We start from the raw sequence: 14,777 nt of genomic DNA on the forward strand, positions 1-14,777 counted from the left end.
CGAATTCTTCAAGCCCGCGTACGCGGAAGTGCCAATTGCAATAGCTGTGCTTCGTCCGCCTGATCGCGGTTCAACTCGCCGGTCAGTACGCCTTCGCTCATCACCAGGATGCGGTCGGAGATGCCCATGACTTCCATCAAGTCGCTGGACACCACGATCACCGCGATGCCACTGGCAGCCAGGTTGTGGATGATCTGGTAGATCTCCGACTTGGCGCCGATGTCGATGCCGCGCGTCGGCTCATCGAGCAGCAGCACCTTCATCGGCATCGACAGCCAGCGGCCGAGAATGGCCTTCTGCTGGTTACCGCCAGACAGGTACATGATTTTCTGTTCGGCGTTCGGCGTTTTGACTTTCATCGCCTTGATTTGATGGTCGGCGTTGCCCTTCTCCCAGCCCTCACGCAAGAGCCAGCCAAACGTGGAATGGGCGCCGCGTGCGCTGATGTTGATGTTCTCGGCGACGCTGGACAGCGGGATGATGCCTTCCTTTTTACGGTCTTCCGGGCACAGCAGCACGCCCGCATCGATGGCATCACGCGGCGAGCGCAGGTGCAGGTTTTCACCAAAGAGCTGCAGCTGCCCGGCGGTGGAACGCGTCAATCCGCTCAGCAGCCGAAACAACTCGGTACGCCCCGCGCCAACCAACCCGAACAGGCCGAGAATCTCGCCTTTGTGCACCTCAAGGCTGACCGCTTCGCGCAAGCCCGGGCCCAGCAAGCCCTCGACCTTGAGCGCCACCTCGCCGCGCTCACGCGGGCGGTAGTCGTAGATGTCCTGAATATCCCGGCCGACCATGCACGTCACCAATTGGTCGTGGGTCAGCGTGGCCATGTCGTCAAAGGTGCGCACGAAGCGGCCGTCCTTGAACACCGTCACCGCGTCGCAGATACGGAACACCTCTTCCATACGGTGCGACACGTAGAGCACCACTTTGCCCTCGTCGCGCAGGCGCGTGATGATCGCCATCAAACGGTCGATCTCCCGCGCCGAGAGGCTGCTGGTGGGTTCGTCGAAGGCAATTACATGGGCGCCACGGGACAACGCCTTGGCGATTTCCACCAGCTGACGTTGGCCCAGCGACAGCCGGCCGAGCTTCTCCTGCGGGTCGATCTCATCGGCCAGGCCTTTGAGACACGCCAGCGCCTGCTTGCGCAGCAACCCGCCATTGACCACGCCGAAACGCGACGGCAAATGCCCGAGGAACAGGTTCTCGGCGACGGTCATTTCCGGCACCAGGTGCAGCTCCTGGTGGATCACCGCGACGCCGCTGGCGATGCTGTCGGCGGCAGACTTGAAGTCCATGGTCTGCTCGCCGATCTGCACCGTGCCGCTGCTCGGAATGTAGGCGCCGCCGAGGATTTTCAGCAGGGTCGATTTGCCCGCGCCGTTCTCGCCCATCAGCGCGTGCACCGAGTGCGGTCGCGCTTCAAAGCTGATCTGCGCCAAGGCTTTGACCCCGGGAAAATCCTTGCCGATGCCGTTGAAGCGCAAGGCCGCGCCGGTCATTTCCACAGACCGATTTTGCTCAACTCTTCCTTGAAGTTGGCGCGGGTGATCAGGGTCACGTTGTCCAGGGCGGTGAACTTGGCCGGCTCAGTGCCTTTGGTCACCCACTCGAACATCGCCGTGGCGGTTTTGTAGCCGGAAGCGTCCGGGCTCAGCAGCATCGAGCCGTAGAAACCGGTGTCTGATTTCTTGAGCTCTTCGATGGCATCGGTGCCATTGATGCCCACACCAATCACATTGGCCGCCTTGAACCCGGCGCTTTCGGTGGCGCGCACACCGCCGAGCACGGTGCTGTCGTTCATGCCACCGATGATCAGGTTTTTCGCGGTGCCCGGCAGTTTCACCAGTGCCGAGTTGGTCGAATCCATACTGCCCGGTACGTCGAGGGTTTTCTGTGCGCTGAACAGGATGTGATCGGCGGGCAAGCCGGCGGCCTTGAGGCCTTCTACCGAACCGTCGGTGCGCTTCTTGCCGGTTTCCAGCTCGTCAAAGGTGTTGATGACGGCGTAGGTTTCCTTCCAGTCCCAGTTGCGGTGCTTGGCTTCGGTGGCCATGGCTTCACCCTGTTTCTGGCCGATCTTGTAGGCGTCCAGGCCGACGTAAGGGACGTCTTCCATGGGCTTGCCTTTGGCGTCGACGAAACGGTCATCCACCGCCAGCACTTTCAAACCGTTGAGCTTGGCCTTGGCCATGATCGCCGGGCCCAACGACACGTCCGGCGGGCAGATCACAAAGCCTTTGGCGCCGTTGGCCGCGAGGGTGTCGATGGCCGACAGGGTTTTCTCGCCATCGGGCACGGCGATCTTGATCACGGTGAAGCCCTGGTCCTTGCCGGCCTTTTCGGCGAAGGCCCATTCGGTCTGGAACCAGGGTTCTTCTGCCTGCTTGACCAAAAAGCCGATCTTTACCTCTTCGGCAGACACGAAGCCGCTGAAGGCTGCGGCGAGCGTCAGGGCGCCGAGTGTTTTCTTGAACATGAACCACCTCTTCTTGTTATCGAAAAATTTTAGTCGTGGTACATCACAGAACGCCCGCCATCGATCATCAGGCAGGTTGCGTTGATAAAGGGCGCCTCGTCAGTCGCCAGGAACAGCGCCGTCATCGCCACCTCGACCGGCTGGCCGATGCGCTTGGGCGGGTGCAAATCGAAGGCACGCTGGCGCTCGGCATGCGGGTCGGGAAAACCGTTCCAGTAATCGACGTTGAGCTGGGTTTCGATATAGCCCGGCGCGATGGCATTCACGCGGATGCCCTTGGGCGCGTATTCGATGCCAAGCGCGCGCGTCAGGCCGAGCAGGCCGTGCTTGGCGACCGGGTAAGGAAAACAGCCGGGGATGATGTGGCTGGAATGGGTGGAGGCGATATTGATGATGTTGCCGATGCCCTGCTCGATCATGTGCGGCAGCACCGTACGGCAGCCGTACCAGGCGCCGTCGAGGTCGATGGCGAAGCAGCGGCGCCAGTCTTCGTCAGTCATTTCCAGTGGGTCGCGGAACACGTTGACGCCGGCGCAGTTTACCAACACATCCACACGGCCAAAGCGCTCGATGGCCAGGTTAACCAGCGACTGCCATTGCTCTTTGGACGTGATGTCGACGGCCTGCGCGACAATGTCGGCACCGCGTTCGCGCCAGTGGGCGGCGACGTTCTGGACTTTTTCAGCCTGGATATCCGCGATCACCAGACGGGCCTGCTGGGCCTGGAAGCAAGCGACAATCGCCTCGCCAATGCCTTGAGCGGCGCCGGTGATGATCACCACTTTGTTTTTCAGCCGCTCGCCGTAGGTGGGTTCCGGCACGGCGGGTAATGACAACGGTTGGGGCTGCATCGCTTCACCTGTTTTATTTTTGGTAGTGAGTGCTGATGCAGGCGACTATAAACCCATCTTTTGAAATATCTCAATATATAAATTTGCATCCCATATAGTGAAACAAAAGCTGAGAAGTGCGGGTGTGGGGTTGCTTGGGAATGCGGTGGGTCAGAGGTGAAGGGTTGGCCGGACGAGCGCCATCGCGGGCAAGCCCGGCTCCCACAATTGGGCTGAGGTGGATGCGGAATTTTGCTCTGTCGCTCATTAGTGTGGGAGCTGGCTTGCCTGCGATAGCGGCGGGTCAGGCGGCCTGGTTGGTGCAGATACACCGCCTTCGCGGGCAAGCCCGCTCCCACATTTGAGCTGCGGCGGGTGCGGAGATTTTGGTCTGTCGCCAATAAAGGTGGGAGCTGGCTTGCCTGCGATGGCGGTGGGTCAGGTGGCTTGGTTGGTACAGATACACCGCCTTCGCGGGCAAGCCCGCTCCCACATTTGGATTGCGGGGGGTGCGGAGATTTTGGTCTGTCGCCAATAAAGGTGGGAGCTGGCTTGCCTGCGATGGCGGTGGGTCAGGCGGCTTGGTTGTTACTGATACACCGCCTTCGCGGGCAAGCCCGCTCCCACATTTGGGCTGCGGCGGGTGCGAGATTTCGGTCTGTCGCAGAGTAAGTGTGGGAGCTGGCTTGCCTGCGATGGCGGTGGGTCAGGTGGCTTGGTTGGTACAGATACACCGCCTTCGCGGGCAAGCCCGCTCCCACATTTGGATTGCGGGGGGTGCGGAGATTTTGGTCTGTCACCAATAAAGGTGGGAGCTGGCTTGCCTGCGATGGCGGTGGGTCAGGTGGTTTGGTTGGTACAGATACACCGCCTTCGCAGGCAAGCCCGCTCCCACCTTTGAGCTTCTGGGGTTACAGCGCGTTGGCTTCAGCCTTGGGCGAAATCGCGCAGTGCGTCGCCTTCCATGCGGTAACGCACCCATTCTTCCTGCGGTTGTGCGCCGATGGACTTGTAGAAGGCGATCGCCGGCTCGTTCCAGTCCAGCACGCTCCATTCGAAACGTCCGCAGCCGTTGTCGCAGGCGATCTTCGCCAGGTGGCGCAGCAATTTCTTGCCCGCCCCGCCGCCGCGCTGTTCGGGGTTGATGTAGAGGTCTTCGAGGTACAGGCAATTGCTGCCCAACCATGTGGAATAGCTGAAAAAGAACACCGCAAAGCCAATCGGCAGGCCGTCCCGCGAGCAGATCAGGCCGTGGGCGGTGGCACCCTCGCTGAACAGGCTGCGCTCGATATCCGCCACACTGGCGATCACTTCATGCCGGGCCTTTTCGTATTCGGCAAGCTCGGTGATGAAGGTCAGGATCTGCGCAGCATCGCTGGGCACGGCAGGGCGAATCTCGATGGTCATGGGCGGGCCTTGGGCAATTTTAAAGCCCACATACTAAGGCGCTTTCATGACTGATTGCAGCGCATTTTCGTGCAGGCCAGGGAGGCTTACTCCAGCGGGTGCTAAAGCAAGCACCACCAAGCACAGAACAATCGGTCGCAGCGTGCGTGGTAAAAGTTGGCCACAACTCCAACTATTCCAAGGCTTACCCCATGCACGCCACTGCACCCGAAAAAAAGCAAGGCGCGACGCTCTTCGCCCTGTTCTGCCTGGCCAGCTTCCTGTTGTCGCTGTCGTACGGCTCGACGTTTCTGCTGTCACTGCTGATCCATTCACGCGGTGGCAACGAGCATGATGCGGGCAGTGTGATCTCCACGGCGATGCTCAGTACCTTTGTGGCCGTGGTGTTTTCCGGGCACCTGGCCGATGCGGTCGGGGCCGCGCGGGCTATTGCGGGGATGGGCGTATTGCTGGTGGTGGCCTGCCTGGGTTTCGCCCTGACGCCGGGGTTCGGCCAAGGCTTGATGGTGTTCGGGCTGGCCCTTGGTCTGGGCTGGGGCGTGTTCTACACCTTGGGCCCGATCATCGTGAGCCTGCTGGTGGAGCCCCAGCAGCGAGCCAAATACTTTGCCCTGCTGTCGGGCAGCATGTTGAGCGGGATCGGCTCCGGCCCGTTGCTCGGCCGAGCCGCCAGTGCGCTGGACCTGCCGCTGACGACGGCCTTCTATATTGCCGGGCTGGCCAGCTTTGCCGGGGTGCTGATGTTCTGGCGCATGGGCGCCCGCCTCAAACAGCACGCGAATGTGCCGGCCTCGAGGATTTCCTGGGCCGCCAGCCGTCGAGTGCTGTCATCCAAGGCCGGGTTCGCAATCCTCATGGTCGGCCTGGGAGGGTGTGTGTTTGGCGGGCTTTCGTCATTTCAAACCAGCTATGCGGCCGCGCATGGCCTGGACTACTCGCTGTTCTTCGCCGGGTTTCTGAGCGCTGCGATCACCAGCCGTCTGTTGATCGCAGGCCACGTGGTCAAACGTGATGCCTACCGGGCGGCGTGTGTGTTGTCGGGGATCATGCTCGGGTCGATCGTGCTGTTTGCGGTGGGCGTGAGCGGCAATTTCAGCTACTTGCTGGCCGCCGCCACGCTGGGAGTGGGTTACGGCCTGACGTATTCGGTGATCAACGGGCTGGTGGCCAACGAAGCACCGCCCGGCACCACGTCCCAGACATTGCTGCTGTTCAGCCTGGCGTACTTTGTCGGCGTGTTCGGGTTTCCCTGGCTGGCGGGCAGGATCATCGTCGATTACGGCCTGCCGACATTGATGGCAATTGTCGTGGGCGTGGCGTCGTTGAATTGGCTGATCACGGTGGCGCGGCTGGTGTGGCGCAAAGCCTCTGCACACAAAATCTTACAGGTGAGCTAAGACCGTTCGTCGCCATCAAGGCACGAACCGCCAGCGGGGGCTGACCAATAAAGGGTAAGGACATTAATCATATGGAGACACCCCCATGAAGAATTCCAAGTTTGCCGCCCTCGCCCTCACCGGCCTGCTGTCTGCCGCATCGCTGAACGCCTTTGCCGCCACTTCCTCGACTGGCAAGACTGACCCGGTCGGCAGCCCGCCAAGCCCAGCCACCCAGGAATCCCAGGATTCGATGGGCACCGGCCTGGACACCAATGGCGGCGCGATCATCGACAACGGCGCTGGCGCTGACCCTCGCACCAAGGGTAACGACACCCAACGCCAGGCACCGGCTGCGGTCGGCAACGGCAAAATGGGCCCTGGCATCAGCAATGAGCCGAAGGTCAATAAAGGCGACGACTCGAACATCCCTGGCGCCCCAAAACAACCTGCGCCTTGAAGCGTCCATAACGACACCGACACCCGATCATTCCCAGTGAAGAGGTACGCATGAACGTCGATAGAAACCTTGAAAAAGAAGTCCTCACCCGCCTGCTGCACGCCCACCCGAACGGTCTGGGCAAGGAGGTGCTGGATAACTACCGCGGCGGGAAGGAGGTTGCCAGTGTCTTGGCGTTCCTGCAGGACCGTGGATTTATCAAGGATGGGCATGTGACCACCGACGACGCCGGTGAATACTCGTTGAACCTGCCGATCAAGCTGACCGCGTCAGGCGTTGACGAGGCGCGCAAGTTGGAAGGCGAAAGCACCCAGTAATCCATTTTGTCTGGTCTGGCCCTGACAACAGGGCCAGTTGGAGTATCGCAATGCCTCTTGGAAGCAAAGCTAAATACACCGCCGCACAGAAGCGCAAAGCTGCCCGTATCGAACACAGTTACGAGCACAAAGGCGTGCCCACGGAAGAAGCCGAAGCCCGCGCGTGGGCCACCGTCAACAAGCAGTCCGGCGGCGGCGACAAAGCCGGCGGTTCGGGCCAGCGCAAAGCGCCGCAGAAAAAAGCCGAGGCACGCAGTGATTCGGCCAAGCGCGCTGCCGCCAGCCGCGAGGGTCACCCTCGCACCGGCCGCACTTCGCTGGCGACGCAGACCAAGGAAAGCTTGCTGAAAGAAGCTCGGGCCAAGGATATTCCGGGCAGGTCGAGCATGCGCAAGGATGAGCTGATCGAAGCGCTGCGCAAGGCTGGCTGACGCCGGCCTTGCCGACACAACAAACACAATGTGGGAGCCAGCTCCCACATTGTGTTTTGTGTTGCACATTCAGGGTCAGCGGTGAGCCGATACCAGCAGCATCATGGGGCGCTCTTGTTCTTCGGCCAATGCTGGCCGAGCAATGAGGTCCGCTTCGCTTGGCCCCCACTCCTCCACGTGACTGAGCGTGAACCCCGCCTGAATCATCAGAGTGAGCAACGTGCCCAGCGTACGGTGCTGCTTGATCACGCCTTCGGCCAACCAGTGAGTCACCCGCGGCCCTTCCAATTGATAGCCATCCACCGGCCAGCTTTTGCGGCCTTGATCATCGACCAGCCACCCCGGGTTGCGGGGTGCCATCAAGATCGGGTGCTCGATGGAAAACACCAGTCGGCCGCCAGGCACCAGAGCGTGGTGAATACGCTCGAACAGCCCCTTCAGATCGACGATGTAATGAAAGGCCAGCGAGCTGTAGGCCAGATCGAACGAGGCAGCAGGCAGGTCGAGCTGTTCCAGGTCGGCGATGGCATAGGTGATAGTCGCCGCAGAGGTCATCTGTTTGGCCCGCGCCAGCATCTTCTGCGACACGTCCAAGCCCAGCACATGAGCCGCGCCCTGCTCCTGCGCCCAGCGGCTGAACCAGCCATAGCCACAGCCCAGGTCCACCACTTTCAAGCCAGCCATCGGCGGCAACATTGCCTGTAAGGCAGGCCACTCCGGCGCGCCGGCCAAGCCTTCGACCGAGCGGCCCATTTTGCTGTAGCCCTCGAAGAAAGCTGGCGTGTCGTAGATATTCTGGGTCATGGCGTCGCTCCGTGCTGAGTGGCGCCTATTCTGCCAACAACGCATCCACTTCGGCAGCCCCAGGTGAGGTTGCCGGCCCCCAGCGCGTGACCGCCAGCGCTGCGGCCGCATTGGCACGGCGTGCCGCATCAGCCGGTTTCAAGCCCTTGGCCAACCCCGCAAGAAACACACCGGCATGCGCATCGCCGGCGCCGTTACTGTCCACGGCGGTCACCTTGAAGCCGGGCACATGCCTGGCCTCGCCTTGAAGGCTGACCCAGCACCCGTTCGGCCCATCGCGCACCACCAGCAACGCATCGGCAGGCAAGTGCCGTTCGAGTTCGAGCAGTGCCTCGGCCAGGGTACCGGCGCCGGTAAACGCCAGGGCTTCCGGGCCGTTGCTGGTCCAGATGTCGATGCGCGGCAGCAAGGCCACCATCAGCGCCGAGTCCGGCGCCTTGACCAGCGGCCCCGGGTCGAACACCACCGTGATGTCACGCGCCAGCGCCAGCAGCCAATCAAGCAATGCCTGGGCCTTGCCCTCGAGCAACAGGCTGTAGCCGCTGACGTACACGTAATCGTCCGCGCGCGGCACGACGTTCGCCAGGTCCTCGGCGCTCAAATCCCCTTCAGCGCCGATATGCGAAATGAAGGTACGTTCGGTGGTGGCTTCGGTCAGCGACACGCATAAGCCGGTGTCCTTGCCGTCGCTGGTCGCCTGGGCCATCTCTACGCCCTCGGCTTGCATGGCCGCGCGCGCCAGGTCGCCGAAACGGCCGTTGCCATGGCGGCCGAGGTAAACCACTGGCAGACCATTGCGTCGGGCGGCGGCCATCACGTTGAAACCGCCGCCGGCTTCGAAGCTGGCAGACCGCGCCAGCACATCGCCGCCAGTTGCAGGCAAGGTGTCGAGGGCCATGACCAGGTCGACGATGACCTGGCCGGTGTGCAGCAATCTAGACATTGGGGCTCTCTACTAAAGCCGGACGACGGTCAGCTGCGCCGCCCAGTACTGCGTAAATTCCGCCGGCCACCAGGAAGGTGACGATCCAGCCCAGCCCATTGTGACCCAGCCATGAGTCGGACAGCGGGCCGGCGAACCAGATGTTTTCGGCTGTGGTGCCGATGGTGGTGAAGCTGAAGCCCAGCACGATGGCCACGGCCCAGGCGCCGAACGCACGCCATTCCACGCCGCCGCGATACCAATAGGCACTGCTTGGGCTCACGTCCAGCAAGTCTTTGGGGCTGTAGTAGTGGCGATGAAGCAAGTCGACCACGAAGATCCCGACCCACGCCGTAATCGGCACCGCCAGCAGCGAGATGAACGTGATGAACGGGCCGTAGAAACTGTCGGCAATCAGCATGAAGTAGATCGAACCGGCGAAGATCGCGACGATGTCGACGATCACCGCGTGCACGCGCTTGACCTTCAAGCCAAGGGTCAAGGTGGTCAGGCCCGCCGAGTACACCGACAGGTTGTTGGACAGCAGCAGGCCGCCAAACGCGGTGATCAGGTACGGCACGGCCATCCAGGTGGGCAGCATGTCGCGGATCGCGATGATGGGGTCAGTGGCCGAGGCCAAATCGTTGTTGCCCACCGACAGCAAGCCGCCGAGGGTGATCAGCAACACCAGCGGAATCCCCGCACCAAACGCGGCGGAGGCCACCAGGCGCACGGCCTTGACGCTGCGGTGCTGGTAGCGCGACATGTCGGCGCCGGCATTGGCCCAGCCGATACCGGTGCCGGCAGCCATGGTGCCGACGCCGATGATCATCGCGCTCAGCGGCGCCGGCGTGGCGTTGAACACCGCGCTCCAGTCGATGGTGGCGCAGAGGAAGCCGCCCACCAGGATGTTCAAGGCGCCAAATACGTAGGTCGCCCACTTCTGGATCACCAGCAAGGTCGCGTGGCCCAGACCGGAGACGGACAGGGTCAGCAGCACGAAGATGGCGATGAAGATCAGTGTCAGCACGGGCGCGCTTTTGGCTTCGACCGGCGAGTGGAACAGGATCGAACACAACGACAGCAACACGAATGCTGCCGTGGTGGTGTTGACGGTTTCCCAGCCCAGTCGCGACATCAGCGACACAAGGGTCGGGCCGATATTGCCGCGCACGCCGAAGATCGCGCGGGACAGCGTCAGGCTCGGTGCACGCCCGCGGCGGCCGGCAATCGAGATGATGCCCACCACGGCGAACGAGCCGGCGGCGCCGAGGATTGCGACGATGATCGCCTGCCAGATCGCCAGGCCACGGAACGCCACGAGGGTTGCGCCCAGCGGCAAACCGAGAATGCTGATGTTGGCCGCGAACCACACCCAGAACAGTTGCAGCGGATGACCGTTGCACTCGCCTTCAGGGACCGGTTCGATACCGCGTGTTTCCAATTGCCCGGCACTTTGGCCGGAAGAAGTGCTGCTCATGAGGGGTGCTCCTGGTGCCTGTATTGTTGTGGTTGTGGCAGATACTCAAGGTGAATCGACTCTCGGTCTTCCTGACTCTGCGAGTTCAATGCCTGCGGCGCTTAGCGAATTTGCAGCAGCCCCTGCACCAGCGGCTGCAAGTCCAGGCCATTGACCTGCTTGACCTGTTCAATCATCACGGGCGGCCAGCACTGCATGCCCAGGCACGCGCCCAACATCGCGCCGAGCATGGCGGCGATGGTGTCGGTGTCGCCGCCAAGGCTGGCGGCCAGGCACACGGCTTCAAAAGCATTCATCGCGCCCACCGCCACTTGCTGCGCGAGGGCAAACGACACCACCACCGATTCCTGGGAGGCGACAGAGGTGCCAATCAGTTCGTAAAGCAGGTCGGCAAACAGGGCTTTGTCGCCGCTGCCGACGCTCAAGGTCCGCGCCCAGCTGATGCGCGTGGAAATACGCCCACCGGCAATCCAGTGACCATGGTTTTCCGCCTGCTGGGCGATCTGCGTGCCGATGTTGAGCGCTTCGCCCAGGTCCACGCCGTTGATACCGGCTGAGACCACCGCTGCAACAGCGGCCGCGCTGGAGATGCCCAACGTGGTGTTGTGGGTGACCTGGCAGGCCTGGATCACCGCCTGGATGAACGGTGTCGGGTCGCTGACATCGGCGGCGATCCCCACCGGCGTGATCCGCATGGCGGCGCCGTTGGTGGTGCCATAGCGCCCGGACTCCTCCGGGGTGTGGCCGGCGAGGATCATGTCGATGGCGCGCTTGGTCGATGGCCCGAGCAAATCCTGGGAGCCCTTGGCGCGCATCGCCGCTTCCCAGTCGATCAAGCGCTGGGCGAGCACGGTCGGTTCGATCTTGCCGTGGCCTTCAACCAGCAACTCGCCGACCAGGATCGCCTGCTCAGTGTCATCGGTGATCGAACCGGCCGGCATGTTTGGCGCAATGGGTTGGTCGGCGTCGGCGTCTTCCAAACCCGTGATGGCACCGAAGCGCTGTTGCACCTGCTCGCGGCTCAAGGACTGGGTGGGCATGCCCAATGCGTCGCCCAACGCCAGGCCGTAGAAGGCGCCGAGGGCGCGGTTTTGCGGGGTCATTTTGACGCTCCAAACTGCAGGTGCAGGCGAAAGTGCAGAGGGTCGAGCAAACTTTCGACGTACTCCATGAAGCGCTCGCGGCGGTCGTAGGTGGTGCGCGAGGCCTTGAGAAACACCGTGCCAGCGGGGCGGCCAAGCAGCTCGGCGTCTTCGTCGCTGAGGGGCTCGGCGCCGATCCATTGGTCACCTTCGGCGCCAACGTAGCCGTAGGCGGCCAAGGTGATGGTCAGGGAATTGTCGATCAGGCCGACGCGGGGCAGGCCTTCCAGGCCACCGGAGGCGGGCATCAGCGAGCGCTCCAGCGACACCGCCGTGCCATCGGTGGTACGCCGGCGACGGTCGAGGGCGATGAATTGGTCGCTGCCGAAACGGCTGAGCAGGTCGGGCCGGGTCACGGCTTCCAGGCGCAGGACGTCGGTGGTGACCAGCGCCCCCGTGTCCGCCAGGGCCTGGGCCCAGCCGCTGTGTTGGTCGAGCACCATGCCGTCAAACGTGACGATGGAGCCGACGCCGCTCTGGGTCGCAATGTAGTTGCGGCGTTTGAGCTCGGCCAGGGCTTCGCGCAACGTGCCACGGCTGACCGCAAACTCTTCGGCCAGCTGGTGCTCGCCTGGCAGCAGGAAACCGTCGGCCATCACCCCCGCCTCGATACGGCGGATAAGCTCGTCGACGACGCGTTTTTTCTTATCAAATCGGACATGTCTAATCATGTACAAATTGATAACCGATAGCGCCCGATGACAGCAAGCGAATTATTTCAGGAAGGTGAAAAAGCCGGCCTCAGGGCTCCAGGCCAATGCGGAAAAACTCCCCGGCGCTCCATACGCCAAGCCAGTTCTGACCGTTGATCGGACGGCTGACCGCCAACTCGACCAGTTGGTAGAAAACATTGCGATGCACGAGGGCTTCGAGGTTGGTGCGCACACGCAAATAGGGCGCGGGCTCCTGGGTGATGGGGTCGATTTCGACGCGCAGCGGGTGTTCGAGGCTGGCCTCGACGTGCTCGTCGACGTTGGTGGTGAAGTGCAGCACCTGGCTTTCGCCCTGCCCTTGCACCTCAAGGGTTACCGCCACGAACGGTGCGTCATCGACGGTGATGCCGACCTTCTCTACTGGCGTCACCAGAAAATAATCATCACCGTCGCGGCGAATGATGTTGGAGAACAACTTGACCATCGGCTTGCGCCCGATCGGCGTGCCCTGGTAGAACCAGGTGCCATCGCGGGCGATGCGCATGTCGATGTTGCCGCAGAAATCCGGATTCCACAGGTGCACCGGTGCCGGCCCCTTGCCCTTGGGCAATTGAGCCAACAGGTCATTGGCCTTGGCGGAATCGGACATGCAGTTCTCCTTGAGTTTTTTACTGATCTCCCATGCCCAGCAGGCCGCGGGCGTACTGCGCCAGGGGGCGGGCAATCAGATCTTCTGGCTTGTTGTCGTGGAACGTCAGTAAACCGCCACGACTGCGAATACGTGCAGTATCAATCAAATACTGGGTGCTGGTCTCGATCAACATGATCTGGATGACGCCGCTGTCCAGCCCGACGCGGTCCAGCGCCTGTTGGTCCGTCCATTCATCGGCATTGCCGATGCGGTCATCGGCTGCAGCGAAGCGGCAATACAACAGGTAATGCGCACCCGCCCCACGGGCTTCGGCCATCGCCTGCTCCAGGCCTTCGGGCTTGCGCGCGCGGCGCACCATCGGGAAGTATTCGACAAAGCCGTTGAAGGCTTCTTCGGCCACCACGTTAGGTCGCGGATAAGCGCTGCCCGGCGGCACAAACGCACCTTGGGCGATAAAGACAAAAGAGTCCGGCTGTATGCGAATCGACGCAGTGCGGCGGGTATCACTGTGGTCCAGCAAGCCGGCGTCGCTCATCTGATAGCGGGTGCCTTCGGCCATATCGCTGACGGTCATGCAACCACTCAGCGTCAACGACGCCAGCAACAAAACCAGACTACGCATCCTAATCCTCCAGAAGCCGGTGACGGAAAACCGGCGAATGGGCGTGAGATGCAGAATCCGCGCCATCCGGCAGCGCCGCAAATGAAATGTGGGAGGAGCGTGCATGGGCTAGCCGCCGATGATCTTCATGATGGTGGCACCGCCGGAGAAGGCCACTTCCTGTTTGTCGCCCAGGGCCTTCATCAGCAGGCCTTGCAACGCTGGCAGCGCCTGATGGCGCGGCAGGTCGAGCAGGTCGCCGACGTAATGACGGTTGCTCGACGACAGGCAGCCATGCAGCCAGCCGGTAGACGACAAACGCAGACGCGAACACGTCCGGCAAAACGGCACGCTTTCATTGGCGATGACACCAAAGAAGCCCTGGCCCGGCACCTCGTAGCGCACTGCGGTGGCGTCTACTGGCGCGTTGGCTTGCAGGTATTCGTGGTGTTCACCGATCAGGCTGAGCAGTTGCTGCAGGCTGACGAATTGCTGCAGGAAGGCGTTGGAATCCTTGGCCAGATGGCCCATGCGCATCAGTTCGATAAAGCGCAGCTCGTAGCCACGCTCAAGGCAGTAGTCGAGCAGCGGCATGACCTGGTCCAGGTTCTGCCCGCGCAACGGCACCATGTTCACTTTGATCTTGATCCCCGCGGCGCGGGCCTGGTCCATGCCATCAAGCACGGTGGCCAAGTCGCCGCCACGGGCGATGCTGCGGAAGGCGTCGGCGTCCAGGGTGTCGAGGGAGACGTTGATGCGCCGAATGCCGGCATCCACCAGCAGCGGCAGTTTACGCGCCAGCAATTGGCCGTTGGTGGTCAGGCTGATATCACTGAGGCCCATTCCGCCGACCGCGCTCATGAAGGCTTCCAGCTTGGGGCTCACCAGCGGTTCGCCGCCCGTGATGCGCAGGCGGTCGATGCCCGCCGCTTCGATCAGGTACGCCACCCCACGGGCCATAGCCTCGGCCGAGAGTTCGTCCTGGGCAGCCACCAGCCGCTTGCCGTTAGGCACGCAGTAGGTACACGCGTAGTTGCAGGCTGAGGTCAGGCTGATTCGCAAGTTGCGAAATCGCCTGCCTTGACGATCAACGATCATGGATCACTCCGGCAGAGGATGATTCGGGCGCGCTAAAAGCTGACCTATAAATCAACTTTTAGCAAGGTCCTTGCCTGAGTATATTCCTGGGGTACTGCAACTGGCAGTAAATCATTGCG

General features: G+C 62.1%; 16 protein-coding genes. 4 read left to right on the forward strand and 12 right to left on the reverse strand.

Annotated elements, in window-relative coordinates; genetic code table 11:
• Nucleotides 1–8: 8 nt before the first annotated feature.
• The 4 genes from araG to L8K08_RS09415 all read right to left on the reverse strand — a co-directional run bounded on the left by araG (nt 9) and on the right by L8K08_RS09415 (nt 4,722).
• A complete protein-coding gene (gene araG / locus L8K08_RS09400; RefSeq protein ID WP_242196090.1) occupies nt 9–1,508 on the reverse strand; it encodes an L-arabinose ABC transporter ATP-binding protein AraG in 1,500 nt (499 codons plus the stop codon).
• Nucleotides 1,505–2,485 carry a substrate-binding domain-containing protein gene (locus tag L8K08_RS09405; protein WP_242196091.1) on the reverse strand — a complete coding sequence of 327 codons (981 nt, stop codon included), beginning with the start codon at nt 2,483–2,485 and terminating at the stop codon, nt 1,505–1,507. Before L8K08_RS09405 ends, araG begins: the two co-directional genes overlap by 4 nt.
• Nucleotides 2,486–2,514: 29 nt before the next feature.
• On the reverse strand, nt 2,515–3,336 hold the full coding sequence (locus L8K08_RS09410; RefSeq protein ID WP_145159251.1) for an SDR family oxidoreductase: 822 nt from the start codon (nt 3,334–3,336) through the stop codon (nt 2,515–2,517).
• Between the two features lie 906 nt (nt 3,337–4,242).
• Nucleotides 4,243–4,722, reverse strand: coding sequence for a GNAT family N-acetyltransferase (locus tag L8K08_RS09415; RefSeq protein ID WP_119742815.1), 480 nt, complete (start codon nt 4,720–4,722; stop codon nt 4,243–4,245).
• Nucleotides 4,723–4,913: 191 nt separating this feature from the next.
• Here L8K08_RS09415 and L8K08_RS09420 point away from each other — a divergent pair, with 191 nt between their 5' ends.
• From L8K08_RS09420 to L8K08_RS09435, 4 genes are all read left to right on the forward strand, one after another.
• Complete coding sequence (locus L8K08_RS09420; protein ID WP_242196093.1) at nt 4,914–6,119, forward strand: MFS transporter; 1,206 nt, start codon at nt 4,914–4,916, stop codon at nt 6,117–6,119.
• Nucleotides 6,120–6,204: 85 nt separating this feature from the next.
• Nucleotides 6,205–6,558, forward strand: a complete 354-nt coding sequence (locus L8K08_RS09425) for a hypothetical protein (protein ID WP_145159255.1) — start codon at nt 6,205–6,207, stop codon at nt 6,556–6,558.
• Nucleotides 6,559–6,608: 50 nt separating this feature from the next.
• Entirely contained in the window at nt 6,609–6,875 is a 267-nt protein-coding gene (locus L8K08_RS09430) for a hypothetical protein (RefSeq protein ID WP_106576174.1), read from the forward strand.
• 50 nt (nt 6,876–6,925) lie between these two features.
• Nucleotides 6,926–7,306, forward strand: coding sequence for a Rho termination factor N-terminal domain-containing protein (locus L8K08_RS09435; protein WP_242196095.1), 381 nt, complete (start codon nt 6,926–6,928; stop codon nt 7,304–7,306).
• Between the two features lie 75 nt (nt 7,307–7,381).
• Here L8K08_RS09435 and L8K08_RS09440 read toward each other — a convergent pair whose 3' ends face one another.
• The 8 genes from L8K08_RS09440 to L8K08_RS09475 all read right to left on the reverse strand — a co-directional run bounded on the left by L8K08_RS09440 (nt 7,382) and on the right by L8K08_RS09475 (nt 14,658).
• Nucleotides 7,382–8,110 carry a class I SAM-dependent methyltransferase gene (locus L8K08_RS09440; protein ID WP_242196097.1) on the reverse strand — a complete coding sequence of 243 codons (729 nt, stop codon included), beginning with the start codon at nt 8,108–8,110 and terminating at the stop codon, nt 7,382–7,384.
• A gap of 25 nt (nt 8,111–8,135) precedes the next feature.
• Complete coding sequence (locus tag L8K08_RS09445) at nt 8,136–9,053, reverse strand: PfkB family carbohydrate kinase (RefSeq protein ID WP_242196099.1); 918 nt, start codon at nt 9,051–9,053, stop codon at nt 8,136–8,138.
• Nucleotides 9,046–10,512 carry a cytosine permease gene (locus tag L8K08_RS09450; protein WP_145159265.1) on the reverse strand — a complete coding sequence of 489 codons (1,467 nt, stop codon included), beginning with the start codon at nt 10,510–10,512 and terminating at the stop codon, nt 9,046–9,048. Before L8K08_RS09450 ends, L8K08_RS09445 begins: the two co-directional genes overlap by 8 nt.
• Nucleotides 10,513–10,613: 101 nt before the next feature.
• Nucleotides 10,614–11,615, reverse strand: coding sequence for an ADP-ribosylglycohydrolase family protein (locus tag L8K08_RS09455; RefSeq protein WP_242196101.1), 1,002 nt, complete (start codon nt 11,613–11,615; stop codon nt 10,614–10,616).
• Nucleotides 11,612–12,325, reverse strand: coding sequence for a GntR family transcriptional regulator (locus L8K08_RS09460; RefSeq protein WP_145159269.1), 714 nt, complete (start codon nt 12,323–12,325; stop codon nt 11,612–11,614). Before L8K08_RS09460 ends, L8K08_RS09455 begins: the two co-directional genes overlap by 4 nt.
• A gap of 70 nt (nt 12,326–12,395) precedes the next feature.
• Nucleotides 12,396–12,956, reverse strand: a complete 561-nt coding sequence (locus L8K08_RS09465) for a DUF1285 domain-containing protein (protein ID WP_145159271.1) — start codon at nt 12,954–12,956, stop codon at nt 12,396–12,398.
• 19 nt (nt 12,957–12,975) lie between these two features.
• Nucleotides 12,976–13,581 (reverse strand): DUF4823 domain-containing protein, encoded by a 606-nt coding sequence (locus tag L8K08_RS09470; RefSeq protein WP_106576165.1) that lies wholly within the window; start codon nt 13,579–13,581, stop codon nt 12,976–12,978.
• 108 nt (nt 13,582–13,689) lie between these two features.
• Nucleotides 13,690–14,658: a radical SAM protein gene (locus L8K08_RS09475; protein WP_145159273.1), complete on the reverse strand. Its 969-nt coding sequence runs from the start codon at nt 14,656–14,658 to the stop codon at nt 13,690–13,692.
• Nucleotides 14,659–14,777: the final 119 nt, after the last annotated feature.

The organism is Pseudomonas sp. TREG-RG-20F-10-E-6-01 (assembly GCF_022662455.1).
In the GTDB taxonomy this organism is placed as follows: Bacteria; Pseudomonadota; Gammaproteobacteria; order Pseudomonadales; family Pseudomonadaceae; genus Aquipseudomonas.

Excerpts from the sequence above, each read along its gene's own strand:
- araG (WP_242196090.1), bottom strand. The coding sequence starts at position 1,508 with ATGACCGGCGCGGCCTTGCGCTTCAACGGCATCGGCAAGGATTTTCCC.
- L8K08_RS09405 (WP_242196091.1), bottom strand. The coding sequence starts at position 2,485 with ATGTTCAAGAAAACACTCGGCGCCCTGACGCTCGCCGCAGCCTTCAGC.
- L8K08_RS09410 (WP_145159251.1), bottom strand. The coding sequence starts at position 3,336 with ATGCAGCCCCAACCGTTGTCATTACCCGCCGTGCCGGAACCCACCTAC.
- L8K08_RS09415 (WP_119742815.1), bottom strand. The coding sequence starts at position 4,722 with ATGACCATCGAGATTCGCCCTGCCGTGCCCAGCGATGCTGCGCAGATC.
- L8K08_RS09420 (WP_242196093.1), top strand. The coding sequence starts at position 4,914 with ATGCACGCCACTGCACCCGAAAAAAAGCAAGGCGCGACGCTCTTCGCC.
- L8K08_RS09425 (WP_145159255.1), top strand. The coding sequence starts at position 6,205 with ATGAAGAATTCCAAGTTTGCCGCCCTCGCCCTCACCGGCCTGCTGTCT.
- L8K08_RS09430 (WP_106576174.1), top strand. The coding sequence starts at position 6,609 with ATGAACGTCGATAGAAACCTTGAAAAAGAAGTCCTCACCCGCCTGCTG.
- L8K08_RS09435 (WP_242196095.1), top strand. The coding sequence starts at position 6,926 with ATGCCTCTTGGAAGCAAAGCTAAATACACCGCCGCACAGAAGCGCAAA.
- L8K08_RS09440 (WP_242196097.1), bottom strand. The coding sequence starts at position 8,110 with ATGACCCAGAATATCTACGACACGCCAGCTTTCTTCGAGGGCTACAGC.
- L8K08_RS09445 (WP_242196099.1), bottom strand. The coding sequence starts at position 9,053 with ATGTCTAGATTGCTGCACACCGGCCAGGTCATCGTCGACCTGGTCATG.
- L8K08_RS09450 (WP_145159265.1), bottom strand. The coding sequence starts at position 10,512 with ATGAGCAGCACTTCTTCCGGCCAAAGTGCCGGGCAATTGGAAACACGC.
- L8K08_RS09455 (WP_242196101.1), bottom strand. The coding sequence starts at position 11,615 with ATGACCCCGCAAAACCGCGCCCTCGGCGCCTTCTACGGCCTGGCGTTG.
- L8K08_RS09460 (WP_145159269.1), bottom strand. The coding sequence starts at position 12,325 with ATGATTAGACATGTCCGATTTGATAAGAAAAAACGCGTCGTCGACGAG.
- L8K08_RS09465 (WP_145159271.1), bottom strand. The coding sequence starts at position 12,956 with ATGTCCGATTCCGCCAAGGCCAATGACCTGTTGGCTCAATTGCCCAAG.
- L8K08_RS09470 (WP_106576165.1), bottom strand. The coding sequence starts at position 13,581 with ATGCGTAGTCTGGTTTTGTTGCTGGCGTCGTTGACGCTGAGTGGTTGC.
- L8K08_RS09475 (WP_145159273.1), bottom strand. The coding sequence starts at position 14,658 with ATGATCGTTGATCGTCAAGGCAGGCGATTTCGCAACTTGCGAATCAGC.